Source organism: Amycolatopsis sp. NPDC051071 (genome assembly GCF_040682875.1).
In the GTDB taxonomy this organism is placed as follows: domain Bacteria; phylum Actinomycetota; class Actinomycetes; order Mycobacteriales; family Pseudonocardiaceae; genus Amycolatopsis.
In genome coordinates this window covers 24675-43143 of the sequence record NZ_JBFBBY010000065.1, presented here as the reverse complement: position 1 = coordinate 43143, position 18469 = coordinate 24675, and the positions used below count along the sequence as shown (strand labels likewise).

At 68.7% G+C, this 18469-nt stretch carries 19 protein-coding genes and 1 pseudogene; 11 read left to right on the top strand and 9 right to left on the bottom strand.

Translation table 11 applies throughout. From position 1 onward, the window contains the following. Window positions 1-372 precede the first annotated feature (372 nt). Entirely contained in the window at window positions 373-1977 is a 1605-nt protein-coding gene (gene aceB / locus AB0M65_RS21690) for a malate synthase A (RefSeq protein ID WP_364030112.1), read from the bottom strand. Between the two features lie 100 nt (window positions 1978-2077). After that, complete coding sequence (aceA, locus tag AB0M65_RS21685) at window positions 2078-3364, bottom strand: isocitrate lyase (RefSeq protein WP_364030109.1); 1287 nt, start codon at window positions 3362-3364, stop codon at window positions 2078-2080. Window positions 3365-3592: 228 nt separating this feature from the next. Between aceA and AB0M65_RS21680 the strand changes: the two genes are divergently transcribed. After that, entirely contained in the window at window positions 3593-5029 is a 1437-nt protein-coding gene (locus tag AB0M65_RS21680; RefSeq protein WP_364030106.1) for a short-chain fatty acyl-CoA regulator family protein, read from the top strand. A gap of 78 nt (window positions 5030-5107) precedes the next feature. After that, window positions 5108-5935, top strand: a complete 828-nt coding sequence (locus tag AB0M65_RS21675) for an NAD(P)H-binding protein (RefSeq protein WP_364030103.1) — start codon at window positions 5108-5110, stop codon at window positions 5933-5935. Window positions 5936-6016: 81 nt separating this feature from the next. Here AB0M65_RS21675 and ilvA read toward each other — a convergent pair whose 3' ends face one another. Continuing rightward, on the bottom strand, window positions 6017-7273 hold the full coding sequence (ilvA, locus tag AB0M65_RS21670) for a threonine ammonia-lyase IlvA (RefSeq protein WP_364030100.1): 1257 nt from the start codon (window positions 7271-7273) through the stop codon (window positions 6017-6019). A 93-nt stretch (window positions 7274-7366) separates the two neighbouring features. Between ilvA and AB0M65_RS21665 the strand changes: the two genes are divergently transcribed. Further along, window positions 7367-7933, top strand: a complete 567-nt coding sequence (locus AB0M65_RS21665) for an NADAR family protein (RefSeq protein ID WP_364030097.1) — start codon at window positions 7367-7369, stop codon at window positions 7931-7933. 45 nt (window positions 7934-7978) lie between these two features. Here the strand turns inward: AB0M65_RS21665 and AB0M65_RS21660 are convergent, their stop codons facing one another. Continuing rightward, window positions 7979-8737 carry an acyltransferase gene (locus AB0M65_RS21660; RefSeq protein ID WP_364030094.1) on the bottom strand — a complete coding sequence of 253 codons (759 nt, stop codon included), beginning with the start codon at window positions 8735-8737 and terminating at the stop codon, window positions 7979-7981. A 53-nt stretch (window positions 8738-8790) separates the two neighbouring features. Between AB0M65_RS21660 and AB0M65_RS21655 the strand changes: the two genes are divergently transcribed. Together AB0M65_RS21655 and AB0M65_RS21650 are read left to right on the top strand one after the other, a co-directional pair. Continuing rightward, complete coding sequence (locus tag AB0M65_RS21655) at window positions 8791-9750, top strand: nucleoside hydrolase (protein WP_364030091.1); 960 nt, start codon at window positions 8791-8793, stop codon at window positions 9748-9750. Next, a complete protein-coding gene (locus tag AB0M65_RS21650; protein ID WP_364030088.1) occupies window positions 9750-10862 on the top strand; it encodes a C40 family peptidase in 1113 nt (370 codons plus the stop codon). Before AB0M65_RS21655 ends, AB0M65_RS21650 begins: the two co-directional genes overlap by 1 nt. Before the next feature lie 4 nt (window positions 10863-10866). Here the strand turns inward: AB0M65_RS21650 and AB0M65_RS21645 are convergent, their stop codons facing one another. The 3 genes and pseudogenes from AB0M65_RS21645 to AB0M65_RS21635 form a co-directional block, all read right to left on the bottom strand. After that, a complete protein-coding gene (locus tag AB0M65_RS21645; RefSeq protein ID WP_364030085.1) occupies window positions 10867-12000 on the bottom strand; it encodes an NAD(P)/FAD-dependent oxidoreductase in 1134 nt (377 codons plus the stop codon). Window positions 12001-12068: 68 nt separating this feature from the next. Next, window positions 12069-12389 (bottom strand): annotated as a pseudogene (locus AB0M65_RS21640) (carboxylesterase family protein); the annotation flags it as partial. 49 nt (window positions 12390-12438) lie between these two features. Then, window positions 12439-12879, bottom strand: a complete 441-nt coding sequence (locus AB0M65_RS21635; protein ID WP_364030082.1) for a hypothetical protein — start codon at window positions 12877-12879, stop codon at window positions 12439-12441. A gap of 256 nt (window positions 12880-13135) precedes the next feature. Between AB0M65_RS21635 and AB0M65_RS21630 the strand changes: the two genes are divergently transcribed. The 3 genes from AB0M65_RS21630 to AB0M65_RS21620 are packed head-to-tail and all read left to right on the top strand — an operon-like array spanning window position 13136 to window position 14491. Continuing rightward, window positions 13136-13468, top strand: coding sequence for a nuclear transport factor 2 family protein (locus AB0M65_RS21630; RefSeq protein WP_364030079.1), 333 nt, complete (start codon window positions 13136-13138; stop codon window positions 13466-13468). Beyond that, a complete protein-coding gene (gene lexA, locus AB0M65_RS21625; protein WP_364030076.1) occupies window positions 13446-14102 on the top strand; it encodes a transcriptional repressor LexA in 657 nt (218 codons plus the stop codon). The genes AB0M65_RS21630 and lexA overlap by 23 nt, the downstream gene beginning before the upstream one ends. A 47-nt stretch (window positions 14103-14149) precedes the next feature. After that, window positions 14150-14491, top strand: coding sequence for a VOC family protein (locus AB0M65_RS21620; RefSeq protein ID WP_364030073.1), 342 nt, complete (start codon window positions 14150-14152; stop codon window positions 14489-14491). Window positions 14492-14493: 2 nt separating this feature from the next. Here the strand turns inward: AB0M65_RS21620 and AB0M65_RS21615 are convergent, their stop codons facing one another. Next, window positions 14494-14841 carry a DoxX family protein gene (locus AB0M65_RS21615; protein ID WP_364030070.1) on the bottom strand — a complete coding sequence of 116 codons (348 nt, stop codon included), beginning with the start codon at window positions 14839-14841 and terminating at the stop codon, window positions 14494-14496. Window positions 14842-14974: 133 nt separating this feature from the next. Here AB0M65_RS21615 and AB0M65_RS21610 point away from each other — a divergent pair, with 133 nt between their 5' ends. Genes AB0M65_RS21610 through AB0M65_RS21600 form a run of 3 tightly spaced genes read left to right on the top strand, consistent with a single transcriptional unit; the run spans window position 14975 to window position 17289 of the window. Then, window positions 14975-15583 carry a TetR/AcrR family transcriptional regulator gene (locus AB0M65_RS21610; protein ID WP_364030067.1) on the top strand — a complete coding sequence of 203 codons (609 nt, stop codon included), beginning with the start codon at window positions 14975-14977 and terminating at the stop codon, window positions 15581-15583. A 3-nt stretch (window positions 15584-15586) separates the two neighbouring features. Then, window positions 15587-16243: an enoyl-CoA hydratase/isomerase family protein gene (locus AB0M65_RS21605; RefSeq protein ID WP_364030064.1), complete on the top strand. Its 657-nt coding sequence runs from the start codon at window positions 15587-15589 to the stop codon at window positions 16241-16243. Window positions 16244-16260: 17 nt separating this feature from the next. After that, on the top strand, window positions 16261-17289 hold the full coding sequence (locus tag AB0M65_RS21600; RefSeq protein ID WP_364030061.1) for a sigma-70 family RNA polymerase sigma factor: 1029 nt from the start codon (window positions 16261-16263) through the stop codon (window positions 17287-17289). A 46-nt stretch (window positions 17290-17335) separates the two neighbouring features. Here the strand turns inward: AB0M65_RS21600 and AB0M65_RS21595 are convergent, their stop codons facing one another. After that, complete coding sequence (locus AB0M65_RS21595) at window positions 17336-18316, bottom strand: acyl-CoA desaturase (protein ID WP_364030058.1); 981 nt, start codon at window positions 18314-18316, stop codon at window positions 17336-17338. Between the last annotated feature and the right edge of the window lie 153 nt (window positions 18317-18469).

The following is an 18469-nucleotide window of genomic DNA, read 5'->3' as shown; positions in this document are numbered from 1 at the left end:
CTATTCGCCCGTGTGCCCACCCTACCCGTACCTACGTGCCAACAGACGTCCAACAACGTCATGTGGGGTCCCCATAGGACGAAAAGTGTCCTATGGGGACCCCTCATGACATACGGGAGCGAGACCGAGCGGGAGGAGCCGCGAAGCCCCGCCTACAACGAGAAAGCCGCGAAGGCCCCGCCCACAACGGTGTGGGGGTGGACGGGGCCTCCGCGAACGACGCGCGCCCGACAGGCGCCACCGGAGGGGCGCGCGCGTGAAACGGGTCCGGCGGCGGGGAGCCTCCGCCACCGGACCCGTGGGGCCACACCGTCCCAAAAACCGGTGTGGAACCGGCCGCCCCGCGTCAGGTCAGGGCGGCCGGAGCCTTGGTCAGTGCGTCGTCAGGTACCGCGCGTAGGCACCGGTGGTGAGGAAGCTCGGCAGCTTCTCACCCAGCGCGGTCTCGGTGAAGATCTCGTACGCGTCGCCGAGCCGGTTGCCCTCGCCCAGTTCCGCCCGCACGGTCGCCAGCTCTTCATCCAAATAGGACACGGTGAGCTCGCGGGTGAGCGCGGTGCCGTCTTCGAGTTTCGTGCCGTTGCGGATCCACTGCCAGATCTGGCAGCGCGCGATCTCGGCGGTGGCGGCGTCCTCCATCAGGTTGTGGATGGCCGCCGCACCGGTCCCGCGCAGCCAGGCGTCGACGTAGCGCAGCGCGACGTTGATGTTGGCGCGGACACCCGCTTCAGTGACCTCGCCGCCCGCACTGGCGACGTCGAGCAGGTCCTCGGCGGTGACGACGACGTCCTCACGGAGCTTGCCGAGCTGGTTGGGCCAGCCGCCGAGCACGCCGTCGAACACCTCGCGGCAGACCGGGACGAGACCGGGATGCGCGACCCACGAACCGTCGAAACCGTCGTACGCCTCGCGTTCCTTGTCCTGGCGGACCTTTTCCAGCGCGGTCGCGTTGATCTCCGGGTCCTTGCTCGGGATGAACGCCGCCATCCCGCCGATCGCGTGCGCCCCGCGCCGGTGGCAGGTACGCACGAGCAGTTCGGTGTAGGCCCGCATGAACGGGACGGTCATCGTCACCTGCGCGCGGTCCGGCAGCACGAAGTCCGCGCCATGCGAGGAGAAGTTCTTGATGACGCTGAAGATGTAGTCCCAGCGGCCGGCGTTCAGCCCGGCGATGTGCTCGCGCAGTTCGTAGAGGATCTCGTCCATCTCGAACGCGGCGGTGATCGTCTCGATCAGCACGGTGGCCCGGATGGTGCCGCGCGGGAGGCCCAGTTCTCGTTGCGCCAGCAGGAAGACGTCGTTCCACAGCCGCGCTTCGAGATGGTTTTCGAGCTTCGGCAGGTAGAAGTACGGGCCGCTGCCGCGGGCCAGCAGCTGACGCGCGTTGTGGAAGAAGTACAGGCCGAAGTCGACAAGGCTCGCCGAAACCGGGCGGCCGTCGATGCGGATGTGCTTCTCCACCAGATGCCAGCCACGCGGGCGGGCGACGATCGTCGCGGGTTCCTCGCCGATCGTGTAGCGCTTGCCCGCCTCGGTGGTGAAGTCGATGTTGCGGCGGATGGCGTCGAACAGGTTGAGCTGGCCGTCGATCACGTTGTGCCAGGTCGGCGAGGTCGCGTCTTCGAAGTCGGCGAGCCAGACCTTGGCACCGGAGTTGAGCGCGTTGACCGTCATCTTGCGGTCGGTCGGGCCGGTGATCTCGACGCGGCGGTCTTCGAGACCGGGCGCGGCCGGGGCGACCGTCCAGCCGCTGTCGTCGCGGATCGAGTGCGTCTCCGGGAGGAAGCCCAGCGGCTCCTCACCGGACCGCAGCTTCTCGCGGCGCAGACGACGGGCGTCGAGCAGCTCGCGGCGGCGACCGGCGAACGCGTTGTCCAATTTGGCCACGAAGTCCAGTGCGGCCGGGGTGAGGATCTCGTCGAACCGGTCACCGGCGGGTCCGCAGACGTCGATCCGGTAGTTCAGCTTCTCAACCATGGTGTGCCTCCGCTGGGCTTCGCGAAAGAGAGTTGGCGGGGATGGGAGGTGGCGGTCTCCGGGGTCGAAAGACCGCCACCTGGCATCTGCTTGCGAGGGATCAGAACTGCTCGGCCTCGGTGGAACCGGCGAGCGCGGTCGTCGAGCTGGCCGGGTTCAGCGCGGTCGCGACGTTGTCGAACCAGCCGGTGCCGACCTCGCGCTGGTGCTTCGTGGCGGTGTAACCGCGCTCCTCCGAAGCGAACTCGCGCTCCTGCAGGTCGACGTAGGCGGTCATGCCCTCGCGGGCGTAACCGTGCGCCAGGTCGAACATCGAGTAGTTCAGCGCGTGGAAGCCCGCCAGCGTGATGAACTGGAACTTGTAGCCCATGTGGCCGAGTTCGCGCTGGAACTTCGCGATCGTCGCGTCGTCCAGGTGCTTCTTCCAGTTGAACGACGGCGAGCAGTTGTAGGCCAGCATCTGGTCCGGGTACTTCGCCTTGATGGCCTCGGCGAACTGGCGGGCGACCTCGAGGTCCGGCTTGGAGGTCTCCATCCACAGCAGGTCGGCGTACTGCGCGTAGGCCAGCCCGCGGTCGATACAGGGGTCGATGCCGTTGGTGACGGTGTAGAAGCCCTCCGCGGTGCGCTCACCGGTGGTGTACTTCTGGTCGCGCTCGTCGACGTCGCTGGTCAGCAGGGTCGCGGCCTGGGCGTCGGTGCGGGCGACGATCAGCGACGGCACGTTCAGCACGTCCGCGGCGAGGCGGGCGGCGTTCAGCGTGCGCTCGTGCTGCTTGGTCGGGATGAGCACCTTGCCGCCGAGGTGGCCGCACTTCTTCTCGGACGCGAGCTGGTCTTCCCAGTGCACACCCGCGGCACCGGCCGCGATCATGCCCTTCATCAGCTCGAACGCGTTGAGCGGACCACCGAAGCCCGCCTCGGCGTCGGCGACGATCGGGGCGAACCAGTCGGTGTCGGTGTTGCCCTCGGCCCAGTTGATCTGGTCGGCGCGGCCCAGCGCGTTGTTGATGCGGCGGACGACGGCGGGCACCGAGTTGGCCGGGTAGAGGCTCTGGTCCGGGTAGGTCTGGCCGGACAGGTTGGCGTCGGCCGCGACCTGCCAGCCGGAGAGGTAGATGGCCTTGAGGCCGGCGCGGACCTGCTGCACCGCCTGGTTACCGGTCAGCGCGCCGAGGGAGTGGACGTAGTCCTCGTTGTGCAGGAGGTCCCACAGCTTCTCGGCACCGCGGCGGGCCAGCGTGTGCTCCTCGACCACGCTGCCGCGCAGCTTGACCACGTCAGCCGCGGAGTACGACCGCCGCACGCCAGCCCAGCGGGGGTCGGTCTCCCACTGCTTGGTCAGTTCGGCGGCCGCCTGCGCCAGCTGCTGCGCGTGCTCAGTCATCGAATTCTCCCGGTGTTGCGAAGTTTGCGAGTGATCGCCTTTCCTGATCCGACCCTGACACGACAGGGGAAACCCGATCCAGGCCTCCAATTTGCCAATTTCTGCGAAGCTTCCGTACCATCTTGCAAAGGTTGCGAATCGCAGGTTCGCAAGCTGACCGAAAATCCACGTGCTTGACCGTTCACTGAATCGTTCAGGCCCGGAAACCTTGCGGACAGAGAGGCCTGTGTGGACAAAACCTTCGCCGGAGCGAAGCTTCGGCATCTGCGTGAAAGCCGGTCGATGAGCCAAGCGGATCTCGCTCGTGTGCTGGAGATCTCACCCAGTTACCTCAACCAGATCGAGCACAACTCGCGTCCGTTGACCGTCCCGGTGCTCCTTCGCATCACTCAAGCGTTCGGAGTGGACACCGAGTTCTTCGCCAACAACGACACCGCACGGCTCGTCGCGGATGTGAAAGAGGTGCTGCTCGACGACGTGGTCGGCGGCAGTAACTTGACTGCCACCACCAGCGAGCTGAACGACCTCGCCACGAATCTGCCGTCGATCGCGCAGGCACTGGTCAAACTGCATCGCAGCTATCGCAACGCGGTCGAGAACACTGCCGTGCTGACCACGGAAAACGGCCTCGGCCTGCACGGGAGCGCGGCCGGCTCGTTGCCGCACGAAGAGGTCCGCGACTTCTTCTACGAGCGGGAGAACTACGTCGCCGAGCTGGACGAACGCGCCGAACGGATGGCGCACGACCTGCCACTGCACCGCGGTCAGGTGCTCGCCGCGCTGAAGGAAAGCCTGATCCAGCGCTACGGCGTCGACGTCACGAACGAGGGCATCGACGAGGCCAACGGCGAACAGCACCGGTATGAACCGGGTCCGCGGGTGCTGCGGCTGGCGCCGAGCCTGCGCGTCGGGCAGCAGGCGTTCCGGATGGCCTCACAGATCGCGCTGCTCGAATACGACGATCTGATCACCGAACTCGCCGATTCCTGGGCGTTCTCGGGCCCGGCCGCGCGTTCGCTGGCCCGCGTGGGACTGGCGAACTACTTCGCGGGCGCGCTGATCCTTCCCTATGGACCGTTCCTGTCGACCGCGGAACGGTTCCGCTACGACATCGAGCGGCTGTGTGACCACTTCGGCGTCGGCTTCGAGACCGTCTGCCACCGGCTTTCGACGTTGCAGCGGCCGAAGAACCGCGGCGTCCCGTTCTCGTTCGTACGCGTCGACCGGGCGGGGAACATGTCGAAACGCCAGTCCGCGGCCGGTTTCCACTTCTCGCGCGTCGGCGGCGCGTGTCCACTGTGGAACATTTACGAGGCGTTCACCCAGCCGGGCAAGATCCTCACCCAGATCGCGACCCTGCCGGACGGCAAGAGCTACTTCTGGATCGCGCGGACGGTGTCACGCAACATCGGCGGCTACGGCAGCCCCGGCAAGACGTTCACCGTCGGCCTCGGCTGCGAACTGCGGCACGCGAAACGGCTGATCTACTCGACCGGGCTCGACCTCGACGACCGTGCCGCGGCCACCCCGATCGGCATGGGTTGCAAAGTCTGCGAACGCCCGGCCTGCTCGCAGCGCGCGTTCCCGACGATCGGCAAACAGCTGACCGTCGACGAGAACACCAGCACCTTCGTGCCGTACCCGGCGGTGCCCAAGGCACCTTGAGCCGTCTTGATCTCACTGGCAGGGTTGCCGTCGACGGCCGCCGCCTGCGACGGTGGCCACCGCACTGGGGAGAATTCGATGATCTTGGTGACCGGAGCCGGCGGGAACGTCGGCTCGGAACTGACCGGAATCCTGGCGCGCGACGGGCATCCCGTCAGAGCGCTGGTCCGCACCCCGCGCCCGCTGCCAGACGGCGTCGAAGGCGTACCGGGCGATCTGAACGAACCTCCGAGCCTGAAGCGCGCGCTGGACGGCGTCCGGGCGGTCTTCCTGCTCGGCGGCTACCACGACATGGCCGGTGCGCTCGCGGTGATGCGGGACGCGGGCGTCGAGCAGGTCACGCTGCTGTCGTCACGGTCGGTCGTCGGCGGGCACTCCGACAACGCCGTCGCGGGCATGCACCTGGCCGCCGAGGCCTCGGTGCGTGCGTCAGAGCTGGCATGGACGTTCCTGCGGCCGAGCGGGTTCATGTCGAACACACTGCAGTGGGTGCCGCAGCTGGCGGACGGCGACGTCGTCCGCGAGCCGTTCGCGAACGTGCCGGTGGCGGCGATCGACCCCTACGACATCGCGGCCGTCGCGGCGGAATCCCTGACGACGCCGGGACACGAGGGACGGGCATACGCGCTCACCGGGCCGGATTCGCTCCGGCCCGCGGACCGGTTGCGCGTCCTCGGCGCGTTGCTGGGGCGGGAGCTGCGGCTGGAACCGCTTTCGGACGCCGAAGCGCGCGTGACGATGAGCGCGGAGATGCCGGAGAAGTACGTCGACGCCTTCTTTCGGTTCTTCGCCGACGGCGAGTTCGACGACTCGGAGGTGACTCCCGCCGTGCGGGACCTCACCGGACGGGAACCGCGGCCGTTCGCGAACTGGGCGCGAGCGCACCTGAGGGCTTTCCGCGGCTGAGCTCGCGCGTGTCAGGAAAGGGTCTTTCAGGACACTTCTTGTCCTGAAAGACCCTTTCATGACACACCCGAAGGTCCGGCGCTAGACCAAAAAGTGGAACAGCGGGCTGCCCGGCTCCACCCGCTCCACCTGAAGCGGGCTGACGTCCAGCCGGTGCAGCAGCCCTTCGAGGTCACCGGCTCGCGCGAGTTCGATGCCGATCAGCGCCGGGCCGGTTTCCCGGCTGTTGCGCTTCACGTACTCGAACCGCGTGATGTCGTCGTCCGGGCCGAGGACCTCGTCGAGGAACCGCCGCAGCGCGCCGGGCTCCTGCGGGAATCCGACCAGGAAGTAGTGCTTCAGCCCTTCGTGGATCAACGACCGTTCGAGCACTTCGCCGTAACGGCTGACGTCGTTGTTGCCGCCGGAAACGAGGCACACCACGATTTGGCCGGGGTCGATTTTCACTGTCGTGCCCAACGCCGCCGTCGCGAGCGCGCCCGCGGGTTCGGCGATCACGCCGTCGGACTGGTACATCGCGAGCATTTCCGTGCACACCGCGCCCTCGGCGACGTCGGTGAGTTCGACGCCTCCATCGCGGACCAGCGGGAACGTCACCGCTCCGGCCAGCGCGACCGCCGCGCCGTCGACGAAGGTATCGACGGTTTCGAGCCGCACCGGCTCTCCGGCCGCGATCGCCGCCGCCATACAGGTCGCTCCCGCCGGTTCGACGCCGACGATCCGCATCTCCGGCGCGCGTTCCGCGGCCCACGCGGCGATGCCCGCGAGCAGCCCGCCACCGCCGACCGGTACCACCATGACGTCCGGGATGATCCCCAGCTGCGCGACGACCTCCATCGCCACGGTGCCCTGTCCGGCGACGGTCTCCGGTGCGTCGAACGCGGGGACCAGCGTCGCGCCAGTGCTCTCGGCGTCCTGCTTCGCGGCGGTGAAGGCGTCTTCGTAGGTCTCGCCGACGACGATGACTTCGATATGCGAGCCACCCAGCGTCGCGATCCGCTCGCGCTTCTGCCGGGGAGTCGTGCCCGGGACGTAGACGCGGCCGTCCGCCCCGAGCCGACGGCACGCGTACGCGACGCCCTGCGCGTGGTTTCCCGCACTGGCACAGACAACGCCGCGGGCCCGGCGCCCGGCGTCGAGCTGGACGATGAAGTTGTACGCACCGCGGATCTTGTACGAACGTACGGTTTGGAGGTCTTCGCGTTTGAGCCAGACCCGGGCGTCGACCCGCGCCGAGAGCCGCTCGTTCGGTTCGAGCGGCGTGCGGGTCACCACCCCGGCCAGTCGTTTCGCGGCCTCTTCGACCGTTCGGGCGCTCACCGTTTCGATCCCTTGCACGAATGCTGAATGTACTGACCACCTCCGGTCACGGCGGAGAGTGGTCCGAGTCCAGTGCGCGGGTTGTCGGAGGCTTGTGGTCCACTGGACGCCATGGTGAGCAAGGTCGACGGAGTCCGGAGTCTCGATGCGTTGCGCGAGCTGGTCCACAGTGGCGCGGAGCCCGAGTACCAGCTCTTCTACGGCCACACCCCGCTCAAGAGCGGCCGCGTCAACGCGGCGTGCCTGAGCCAGTGGTGGCTCGCGCCGTTCACCGCGGGTGGTGAGCGGTACCCCACCGCCGAGCATTACATGATGGCGAGCAAGGCCGAACTGTTCGGCGATTACGAGGCCGCGCGCGCGATCCGTGAGGCGCCGGACCCGAAGACCGCCAAAATCCTCGGCCGCGAAGTCTCGAACTTCGACGGTGAGCTCTGGGAGCGGCACCGCTACGACATCGTGATCGACGGGAACCTGGAGAAGTTTCGCCAGCACGCCGAACTGCGTGAATTCCTGCTGAGCACGGGTGACAAGGTGATCGTCGAGGCGTCGAAGATGGACCTCGTCTGGGGCAGCGGCGTCGCCCGCGACGACAAGAACGCCACCCGGCCCGACTACTGGCGCGGCCAGAACCTCCTGGGCTTCGCGCTCATGGAGGTCCGTGACCAGCTACGGAACTAGCCCTGTGCTTGAACCCGCACTCGCGTGTGAGCACGTGAGTGCGGGTCAGGAATCGACGCCCAGGGTCTTCTGAAGCGCCTTGTTCGCCTTACGCGCCATGTCCGCGACAGCCTCGCGACGCGCGGCGTCGGCGGCGTAGTCGTCCTGCCGGTTCCGCACCACGCGCGCCGGGGAGCCGACGGCGATCGAGTAGTCCGGGATGTCGCCACGCACCACGGCGTGTGCGCCGAGGACGCAGCCGCGGCCGACACGCGTGCCCTTGAGCACGGAGACCTTCGTGCCGATCCAGGTGTCCGGCCCGATCCGCACGGGCGACTTCACGATCCCCTGGTCCTTGATGGGGACGGTGATATCGGTGGTGACATGGTCGAAGTCGCAGATGTACACCCAGTCCGCGACAAGGGTGGCCGCGCCGAGTTCGATGTCGAGGTAGCCGTTGAGCACGTTCTGCCGCCCGAACACCGCCTTGTCGCCGATGCGCAGCGACCCTTCGTGACAGCGGATCGCGTTGCCGTCGCCAATGTGCACCCAGCGGCCGATCTCCAGCCGCCCGTAACCGGGGCGGCAGTGGATCTCGACGTCCTTGCCGAGGAACACCATGCCGCGCAGGATGATGTGCGGGTTCGCGACCCGGAACTTCAGCAGCCGCCAGTACCGGACCAGGTACCAAGGCGTGTACGCGCGGTTTCGCAGCACCCAGCGCAGCGAGGCCGCGGTCAGGAACTTCGCCTGCCTCGGGTCGCGGCGGGCCTGGCCCCAGGCGCGGAGCCTCGACAACGCGGGCGCACCCCACATGGACGTCATACCGGTGACCGTAACCTGTGTTCAGGCCGCCGACCGCAAAGGGGAGCTCGCGTATGGGCACCAAGCTGATCATCGACACCGACCCGGGGGTCGACGACGCCTTCGCGCTGGCTCTGGCCGCGCGTTCCGAAGACGTCGACCTGCTGGGCGTGACCACGGTGTTCGGCAACGTCCCGCTGAGCCACACCACCGCCAACGCGCGGCGCCTGCTGCAACTCTTCGGCCGCGAGGACGTCCCCGTCGCGGCCGGTGCGGCCCGGCCGCTGGTCTACGACAACGCCGAACCCGCCGGTTTCGTGCACGGCGAGGACGGGCTGTCCGGCCACGCCGGGACGCTGCCGGAGGCGAACCGCCCGCTCGACGAACGCGGCGCCGTCCGTCTGCTGGTGGACCTGCTCGAAGCCGCCGACGAGCCGGTGACGATCGCCCCGATCGGCCCGCTCACGAATATCGCGCTGCTGCTGGCCGCCCATCCGGGGATCCGCGAGAAGATCGGCCGGATCGTCATCATGGGTGGCGGGGTGACCAAGGGAAACTCCACCCCGTCCGCCGAATTCAACGTCTGGAGCGACCCCGAGGCCGCGCGCCGGGTGCTGTTCGACGAGGACATCCCGACGGTACTGGTCCCGCTGGACATCACGCACCAGTGCACGGTCGACTCCGCCTGGCTCGGCAAGCTGGCCGCGTCCGGCCCGCTCGGCGCGGCACTCGAAGCGCTGACACCGACGTACGTGACGCACTACAGCCCGATCCTCGGGTTTCCGGGGATGGTCATGCACGACGCGGTCGCGGTGGCCGAAGCGATCAAGCCGGGCATCCTCCACACCGAGGCGTACCCGGTGGACGTCGAGTGCGGTTTCGGGCCCGCGCGCGGCACGACACTGGTGGACAGGCGGAGGCTTCGGAGCACCGATCCGCAGGCCGTGCCGGGCCGCACCGTCGACGTCGCGCTGACCACCGACGTCGACGCCTTCCGCGAGTTCGTCCTCGGCCGCGTCACCGGAGGGCTCTGATGGAACAGCGAACTTCCCGCCGTCGCAGACTTCCGGTGATCATCGCCGCCGTCGTCGTGGCGGGTGCGGCTTTGATCGCGGCCATCACCTTCGCGCCGAAGGATGAGCCGAAGACGGAGGCCGCCGCCGTCCAGTCTTCGGCCCCGCCGTCGTCGGCGACGGCCGAAGTCCCGAAGGAACAGCCGAAAGTCCCGCAGCAGCAAGGGCAGGAGTTCGACGCCTGGGTGTCGAAGACCAGCGGCTGGCTCGACATCCCGCTGCGTGCGATGACCGGCTACGCGAAGACCACCGTGGCGCTCGCCAAGGAGACGCCGGGCTGCCGGCTGTCCTGGGTGACGCTGGCGGCACTCGGGAAAATCGCCTCGGACCACGGCCGCGCCAACGGCTCGGCCCTCAACGCCGAAGGCGCGATGACCGTGCCGCTGGCGACGGTCGAGGTCCGCGACTTCTACAACAAGGTCGTGTCGGCCGCAAACGCCAGCGGCCCGCTGCAGCTGGCGCCGTCGGTCTGGGGCCGGTTCCAGGCTTCGGCGAGCGGCAAGAAGCCGGACCCGCAGAACATCGACGACGCCGCCCTCACCGCCGGCCGCGCCCTGTGCGCGGGCGGACGCGACCTCGGCCAGGGCCAGACGTGGTGGAACGCGGTGAGCACCCTGCAGCCCGCGCCGTTGCTGATGCACCGCACGCTCGCGACGGTGAACGTCTACGGCACGGTCGGCCAGAGCCCGCAGCCGCCGAACGCGGCGGCCTTGAGCGCGGTCAACTTCGCCATCGACAAGATCGGCCTGCCGTACGTCTGGGGTGGCAACGGCACCGGCGGCGGCGACCCCGGTTTCGACTGCTCCGGCCTGACGACGGCCGCGTACGCGAGTGCGGGCGTCAAGCTCATGCGCACCGCCCACACGCAGTACCACAGCGTGAACAAGGTGACCGATCCCCAGCTGGGCGACCTGATCTTCTACGGTGAACCGAATACGAAAATCCACCACGTCGGGCTGTACATCGGGAACCAGCAGATGATCGACGCCCCGCAGACCGGGCAGGCCGTGCAGGTGCACACCTACCGGAAGCAGGGCGACGACTACGCCGGGGCGGGCCGCCCGACGGCCTGATCCGCTACCTCGATTCGAACAGGTCGATCAGGCGCTGAGGGATTTCGTCGCCGAACAGGCTTTCGAGCAGGAACTCGTCGTCGGCGGGCGTTTCCCAGCGGACGAACATGGCCTGCTCGTATCCGGCGATGGCGGCCTCGACGTCGCCGGGATGCGCGACGAGGGCCTTGCCGAGTTCGGCACCGTCCAGCATGGCCAGGTTGGCGCCTTCACCGTTCGGCGCCCCGAGGTGGGCGGCGTCGCCGACGAGGGTCGTCCCCGGCACCCGCTCCCACCGCTGTATCGGCAGCGCGAAAAAGGGGCGATGGATCGGGGCGATGTCGCTTTCGGTGATCAGCGCGGTGAGTTCCGGGGCCCAGCCGTCGAACTCCCGCGCGATCCGCGCGGTGGCCGCGGTGGTGTCGGTGAAGTCGATGGCCTCGAACCAGTCCAGCGGTTCGCTGACCTCCACGTAGGAGTGCAAGGTGCCGCCCCGTTCGCGGTGGGCGTTGATGCCCTTGCCCGGTGTGGAGCCGTTCCCGAACATCGATCCGCCGCCGACCGCCTTCGCCGCGGCGACGTGCCGGGTGTCGGAATCGAACAGGTAGGTCTCGACGACGGACACGCCGGTGTAGCCGGGGACGACGTCGGTGAGCAGCGGCCGGACCCGTGACCACGCGCCGTCGGCGCCGACCAGGAGATCGGTGACGACGGTGGTGCCGTCGGCGAACGTCACCTCGTGGCGGCCGTCGTCGAGTGTCCTGATGCCGACGGCCCGGCGGCCCCACCGGACGGTGCCCTCCGGGAGCGAGTCGAGCAGCATCTGCCGCAGCTCACCGCGGTACACCTCGGGTCGGCCGCCCGTACCGTCGTCGCCCCGCTCGAACAGGACGGTCCCGTCCTGGTCGAGGACCCGCAACGCCTGATGGCCGTCCAGGACGAGGCCGTGGAACTCCTCCATCAGACCGGCGGCGTCGATGGCGAGCTGGCCGTTGTAGTCGTGGATGTCGAGCAACCCGCCCTGCGCCCGCGCCATCGGCGAGGACTCTCCTTCGTAGACGGCGGCAGTAATGCCGTGGACGTACAGGACGCGTGCCAGGACGAGGCCGCCGAGGCCGGCGCCGATGATCGTGACCGGTGTCTTCGTTTGGAATGTCATTCCAGAAGACTGCCGCGAGCTGCTGGCACGCGGCGCACACGGCGCTGGCACAAGCCTGAGACGCCCTGTCAGCCGAGGAGCTCGACAGCGTCGTACCTCGCCCAGCCAGGGTCTCCGGTCTTGGCGAACGCGACCCAAGCGGCGTGCACCCTGGCGGCGAGGCCGTCCGGTGCGGGGCCGGGACCGAGCAGGCCCGCGTCTCCGTGCGGCCACGGCTCGCCGGCGACGTCGAAGACGAACGGCAGCTCGACGGTGTGCGCGGCGCCGAGCCACCCGTCCAGCGCCGTCGAGCGGTACCCGAACGAGTAGACGTGAGTGCGGCCGCCCGAGATCCGTGCGTGGGCCCGCGCCATGCGTGCCGTACCGGCGCCGAACAACGTTTCCCCGAGTGCGACGGCCTCGGCTTTCGTTGCGGCCTTGACCGGATGGCACGGCCGGTCAGGACCTCGTATTCACCAGCGTCTCCGGTCTGAACGCGTACCCGTCGCCGTCCTGGACGAGCACGTGCCATTCCCCGCAGACCTTGTCGGTCCGGCTTTCCAGCCCCCGTGGCCACCAGTCGGCGACCAGCGTCGCCGACTGCGCCGCGGCCGCGCCCGGCACGCAGGTGGCGGGCAGGTTCCCGCCGGTGAAGCGCAGGATCCGCTCCGAACCCGTGGTACGGACGACCTCGGTGACCGACTCCGCCTTGTCCGGCACCCAGTCCGGCAGCCGGACGTCCTGATCCCGTTTGCCCTCGGCGCCGGTCGCGTAGCCGGCCGTCCGCACGTGACCGTTCGCCTTTTCGGTCAGGCCCTCCTTGAGACCGCAGCCGGTCAGCGCGACGGCGGCCCCCGCGACGGTGACCGCCACCGCGGTGATCTTCATGCTCGTGTTCATGCGATCGAGTCAACCTCGCGCAACTGCGCGCGGGATCGGTCTTTCGGTCCCGGCGCGAAACCATCCGGCCGATCTTCACGGCGGATAACCGCCAGCGGACCCGGACGCCGCACTCCACAGTGTTCATCGTGACCCAGACAAGCGATGCCCTGTCCGTACTCAAAGGCATGTACGCGGCGAAGCCGAGTACTTCGCCGCGGGCGGCCCGGGTGAGGCGTCCTTCGCGCCGCTCGCGCCGTTCTTCTCCCCCGACGTCGTGCTCCATCAGGCGGATGGCCTGCCCTACGGCGGAATCTGGCGTGGCCACGGGGACATGGAGCGGTTCTTCCTCGCCATGGGCGAAACCTGGGACGTCTTCGACATGGTGGAGCAGAGCTTCCTGAGCGAGACCAGCCCGCTGGTCGTCCTGACCCGGGTACACGTCCGGTCACGGGCCACCGGCCGCGAACTGGATTTCCCGATCCTGCAGACGATCACGGTCGACGACGGGCGCATCACCGAGGTGCGGCCGTTCTACTGGGACACCGCGGCGATCGCGGCGGCCTGCACGAACTACCATTCCGACGATGACCGCCTACCACGATCTTGACGTGTTCGAGGACGCCGCTTCCCTGCCGGATCGCCAGCAGCGGATCCTGGCGACCATCCGCGACTGGGTGGTCGAGCACGGGTACTCGCCGAGCACGCGTGAGATCGGCGAGGCGGTCGGGCTGCGGTCGGCGTCCTCGGTGTCGAAACATCTGGCGGCCTTGGAGGAGAAGGGTTTCCTCCGTCGCAGCAGTTCGATCTCCCGGCCCATCGACGTCCGCGCGTTCCTGCACGGCACGACCTCGCGGGAATCCACAGAGGACTCCGTGCCGGTCCCCGTCGTCGGTGACATCGCCGCGGGCACGCCGATCTCGGCGGTCGAACACGTCGACGAAGTGATGACCCTGCCGCGTGAACTCACCGGGCGTGGCAACGTCTTCGGGCTGCGGGTGCGCGGTGACTCGATGATCGACGCGGCGATCTGCGACGGCGACATCGTCGTGGTGAAGCAGCAGCAGGAGGCGCACTCGGGCCAGATCGTCGCCGCGATGATCGACGAAGAGGCGACCGTGAAGGTCTACCGCCGCCGCGACGGCCACGTGTACCTCGAACCGCGTAACCCCGCCTACGACGTCATCGACGGCGATCGCGCGGCCGTGCTCGGCGTCGTGGTGTCGGTGCTGCGCAGCGTCTGACGAGTTCCGCCGCGGTTCTGTCGGTGGGCCGGGGTAGGTTCCGGCGCATGTACGAAATTGACTTCGTCGAGTTCCCGTCGGGCTCGGCCACGGACTCGAGCCGGTTCTTCGAGAACGCCTTCGGCTGGAAGGCGACACCGTTCGGTCCGACGTACGCCGACGTCCAGAGCGGTGGCGCCGTCTCGTTCGGCTTTCAGCAGGACGCGGCTCAGCAGACGGCCGCGCCGCTGGTGACGATCCGCACCGACGACCTCGAAAAGGCGAGGGGTTCCGTCGAGGCCGCGGGCGGGATCGTCACGACCGAGCCGTTCTCCTTCCCCGGCGGGCGCCGGTTCCACTTCCGCGAGCCCGGCGGCGCCGAACTCGCGGTGTGGTCCCCGGACGCCTGACCTCAGGCGGCGAACCCGAGCACCAGAGAGGCGGCGACAGGCGCCAGGTACATCAGCGGGAACGCGACGTGCGAAGGCCAGTGCGCGCGGAGCACGGTGATCACGGCGCCGGTGAAGTAGAGCACCAGGCCGATCCCGGCCGCGACCCCGAGCACGGGCACCCACAGGCCCACGATCAGGCCGATCGCGCCCGCGGCCTTGGCGACGCCGAGCCGGTTCCACCACGAGTGGGGAACGCCGTAGTCCGCGAGCGGCCGCACGACCCACTTGGCGCGGAAGAAGATCGAGGCGGCCGAGAAGGCGGCCATGAAGGCTCCGACGGCGGTGACGATGACGTAAGTGGTGGACATTTCGGTTTCTCCTTCGGTTCTTGGCGGTTCGTCGGGTTGACCCCGCCCGCCCGAAGGTTGTGACAGCTCCGCGTGTGAACCAGGTCACCGCGCCCGAAAAGTTCTAGAGCAAGCGCTCTGTTATTCTCGCCCGATGGCCCGGCCCCGCGTCCACGACCTCGAAGGGCTGCTCGACACCGCCGAGCGCCTCGTCGTCGACGTGGGTCCGCGTGGCGTCACCGTCCGGTCCCTCGCGGCCGCCGCCGGTGTCCCCAATGGCACGATCTACCACGCTTTCGGCTCACTCGGCGCACTGCTGGCCCGTGTCTGGCTTCGTGCGGCCGCCGACTTCCTCAACCTCCAGACCGAGCTCGCCGACCAGGCGAAAAACCCGGTCGAGGCGACGGTGGCCGCGGCGGACGCGCCCGCGGCCTTCGCCGAGCGGAGGCCGGAAGCGGCCCGGCTGCTCCTCACCGTCAAGAAGGAGCACCTGCTCGGCCCGCAGGTACCGGACGATCTCGCGGGCGATCTCCTGGCGCTCGACAAACGCCTGGTCGCGTTGCTGATCGAGCTCGCCGGGCGACTTTGGGAACGACACGACGCCCCAGCTGTCGAGGTTCTCACAACCTGCGTGGTAGACCTGCCGACGGCATTCTTCCGCCGCGCCATGACCGTGGGCGAACCGATCTCCGAAGACTCCCGTACCCGGCTCATCACCGCGGTCCGCGCCGTACTGCTGCTCCCACCCCCGCGAAAGGATTGACCCATGCCGACACTGCGTTACGACGCGCCGGTGTTCCTGCTGGACCTCGGAGACGACGAGAACCGCTTCTCGCCGTCTTGGCTGGAAACCGTCCATTCACTGCTGGACACCGTCGTCGCGCATCCGGATCCCGCGGTGCTGGTCACCGTCGGCTCCGGGCGGTTCTACTCCAACGGTCTCGACCTCGAATGGCTCACCAGCAACGCCGCACAGGCCGCGCGGTACGTCGGCGACGTCCACGAACTGCTGGCCCGTGTGCTCACCCTCGGCGTGCACACGGTCGCCGCGATCAACGGGCACGCGTTCGGTGCCGGGGCGATGCTGGCGATGGCGCACGACTTCCGGGTGATGCGTGCCGACCGCGGGTACTTCTGCTTCCCCGAGGCCGACATCAACATCCCGTTCACCCCCGGGATGGCCGGGCTGATCCAGGCCAAGCTCACTCCCGCGGCCGCGATCGCGTCGATGACCACGGGACGGCGGTTCGGCGGCACGGACGCGCGGGATCTGGGGCTCGTGGACGCCGTCGCCGAGAAAACCGCGCTGCTGGAGTACGCGGCCGACCTCGTCCGCCCGCTGGCTGGGAAGGATCGCGGCACCCTCGCCGCGATCAAGACGACGATGTTCACCCCGGCCGTCACCGCGCTCCGCGCCAAGTAAGGGCACAATCATCGACTGTGAGCGAAGATATTTTGCGCGCCGAGGAGCCTGACGTCGCCGAAGCCCGCAACGGGGACGACGCGGCCTTCAATCGTCTGGTGGAGCCGCTGCGCCGAGAATTGCACGCCCACTGTTACCGCATGCTCGGCTCGACTCACGACGCCGACGACGCCCTGCAGGACGCGCTGCTGCGGGCCTGGCGGAGCCTGGAGCGCTTCGAAGGCCGCAGCTCGATGCGCACCTGGCTCTACACCGTCGCCACCCGCACCTGTCTCGACACCGCGGCCGCCCGCGGCAAACGCGCGCTGCCGATGGATCTTGGCCCGTCGAGCGAACGCGCCGTGATCGAACAGGCCCCGGTGACGGAGGTTTCCTGGCTCGGCCCGTATCCCGACGCGGGCCTCGGCCAGAGCCCGGCCGGGCCGGACACCCGGTACGAGCAGCGCGAAGCCGTCGAGCTGGCGTTCGTCGCCGCGTTACAGCACCTGCCGGGCAACCAGCGCGCCGCGCTGCTGCTCTTCGACGTCCTCGGCTTCTCCGCCGCCGAGATCGCGTCCACAATGGACACCTCGGTCGCGGCGGTGAACAGCGCACTGCAACGCGCGCGGGCGATCGTGGCCGAGAAGGTCCCGTCGCCGAGCCAGCAGCAGACGTTGCGAAAGCTCGAAGACGCGCGGGTCCGCGAGATCGCCGCGGGCTACGCCTCCGCGCTGGACCGTGGCGACGCCGGCGCGCTCGTGGCGTTGCTGACCGAGGACGTCACCTGGTCCATGCCGCCGCTCGCGCAGTGGTACCGCGGCATCGAGGCGGTGACCGACTTCGCCGTCGAGGTCCCGATCGGCCGGTGCCCGAGCTGGCGCAACGAGATCATTACCGCCAACGGCCAGCCGACCGTCGCCTGCTACGTCGGCGAATCGGCCGACGCCGTCCACCACGCCTGGTCGATCAACGTGCTGTCCCTGCGGGACGAGCAGATCTGCGAGATCACCTCGTTCATCGACCCCGCGCTGTTCACGACGTTCGGCCTACCGCCCACGAAACCCTGAGGGCGCTTCACTCGTCAGCGTGACAACTGACTGGGCTGGGCGGCGATCATCGAGCACTCCGCCGCGGTGACAGCGCGTAGCCAGGGTTGAGCTTGCGCCCGAGGCGGTCGGACTTTGGCCAGCGGACGTCGGTGGCCCAGCCCGCCTTCTCGAACAGCCAGATCGTCCGTGCGGAAATGTCGAGCTGACCTCGGCGGACGCCGTGCCGGGCGCCGGTCGGGTCGGCGTGATGGGAGTTGTGCCATGACTCGCCCATTGAGGCGATGGCGAGCGGCCAGAAGTTCGCGGACTTGTCCCGCGCCGCGAACGGACGGTCACCGATCAGGTGGCACAGCGAGTTCACCGACCAGGTGACGTGGTGCAGTAGCGCGACGCGGACCAGGCTCGCCCAGAAGAACGCGGTCACCGCGCCCCACCAGGACATCGTGATCAGCCCGCCCAGCACCGCGGGTGCGAGCAGTGTCGCGACGGTGAGCACCGGGAACAGCCTGTCGATCCGGGCGATGTCGCGATCGGCGAGCAGATCCGGCGCGAACCGGTGCGCGTTGGTCTTCTCGCGATCGAACAGCCAGCCCATATGGGCGTGCCAGAAACCGCGGGCCAGCGCGGCCGGACCGGTGCCGAAGCGCCAAGGGGAGTGCGGGTCGCCCTCACGGTCGGAGAAGGCGTGGTGGCGCCGGTGGTCGGCCACCCAGCCGATGACCGGACCCTGCATGGCCATGCTGCCGGTGACCGCGAGCGCTATCCGCAGGCCGCGATGGGCCTTGAACGCGCCGTGCGTGAAGTAGCGGTGGAAACCGACTGTCACGCCGAGTCCGGTGAGGAAGTAGAACCCGGCGGCCAGGCCGAGGTCCACCCAGCCCAGGCCCCAGCCCCAAGCGAAGGGGACGGAGGCGGCCAGTGCCAGCAGGGGCACGACCGCGAAGAGCTTGACGAGAAAGTTTTCGGTGCCGGACTGCTCCCCGGACAACATCGGCTGCGGTGCCTGCCGATTTTCGGTGTCCGGGGTGTCTAGAGCTGAAGTCATCTCACCATTTCTTTGCCTTGCCCCTGTGCGCGGTCAACGACTCGTCTCGGGGGAAGGTTCCCGCGTGGGGTAGGTCGGTTCGCGGAACAGATCCGTGTACCGGTCGCCTTGAGGCGTGGCAGCATCGTTCCGTTCGGGCTCGATGTCCAACGG

Excerpts from the sequence above, each read along its gene's own strand:
- AB0M65_RS21645 (WP_364030085.1), bottom strand. The coding sequence starts at position 12,000 with ATGACATTCCAAACGAAGACACCGGTCACGATCATCGGCGCCGGCCTC.
- aceB (WP_364030112.1), bottom strand. The coding sequence starts at position 1,977 with ATGGTTGAGAAGCTGAACTACCGGATCGACGTCTGCGGACCCGCCGGT.
- AB0M65_RS21635 (WP_364030082.1), bottom strand. The coding sequence starts at position 12,879 with ATGAACACGAGCATGAAGATCACCGCGGTGGCGGTCACCGTCGCGGGG.
- AB0M65_RS21650 (WP_364030088.1), top strand. The coding sequence starts at position 9,750 with ATGGAACAGCGAACTTCCCGCCGTCGCAGACTTCCGGTGATCATCGCC.
- AB0M65_RS21665 (WP_364030097.1), top strand. The coding sequence starts at position 7,367 with ATGGTGAGCAAGGTCGACGGAGTCCGGAGTCTCGATGCGTTGCGCGAG.
- AB0M65_RS21655 (WP_364030091.1), top strand. The coding sequence starts at position 8,791 with ATGGGCACCAAGCTGATCATCGACACCGACCCGGGGGTCGACGACGCC.
- AB0M65_RS21615 (WP_364030070.1), bottom strand. The coding sequence starts at position 14,841 with ATGTCCACCACTTACGTCATCGTCACCGCCGTCGGAGCCTTCATGGCC.
- AB0M65_RS21660 (WP_364030094.1), bottom strand. The coding sequence starts at position 8,737 with ATGACGTCCATGTGGGGTGCGCCCGCGTTGTCGAGGCTCCGCGCCTGG.
- AB0M65_RS21675 (WP_364030103.1), top strand. The coding sequence starts at position 5,108 with ATGATCTTGGTGACCGGAGCCGGCGGGAACGTCGGCTCGGAACTGACC.
- AB0M65_RS21595 (WP_364030058.1), bottom strand. The coding sequence starts at position 18,316 with ATGACTTCAGCTCTAGACACCCCGGACACCGAAAATCGGCAGGCACCG.
- AB0M65_RS21605 (WP_364030064.1), top strand. The coding sequence starts at position 15,587 with ATGCCGACACTGCGTTACGACGCGCCGGTGTTCCTGCTGGACCTCGGA.
- AB0M65_RS21610 (WP_364030067.1), top strand. The coding sequence starts at position 14,975 with ATGGCCCGGCCCCGCGTCCACGACCTCGAAGGGCTGCTCGACACCGCC.
- aceA (WP_364030109.1), bottom strand. The coding sequence starts at position 3,364 with ATGACTGAGCACGCGCAGCAGCTGGCGCAGGCGGCCGCCGAACTGACC.
- lexA (WP_364030076.1), top strand. The coding sequence starts at position 13,446 with ATGACCGCCTACCACGATCTTGACGTGTTCGAGGACGCCGCTTCCCTG.
- AB0M65_RS21620 (WP_364030073.1), top strand. The coding sequence starts at position 14,150 with ATGTACGAAATTGACTTCGTCGAGTTCCCGTCGGGCTCGGCCACGGAC.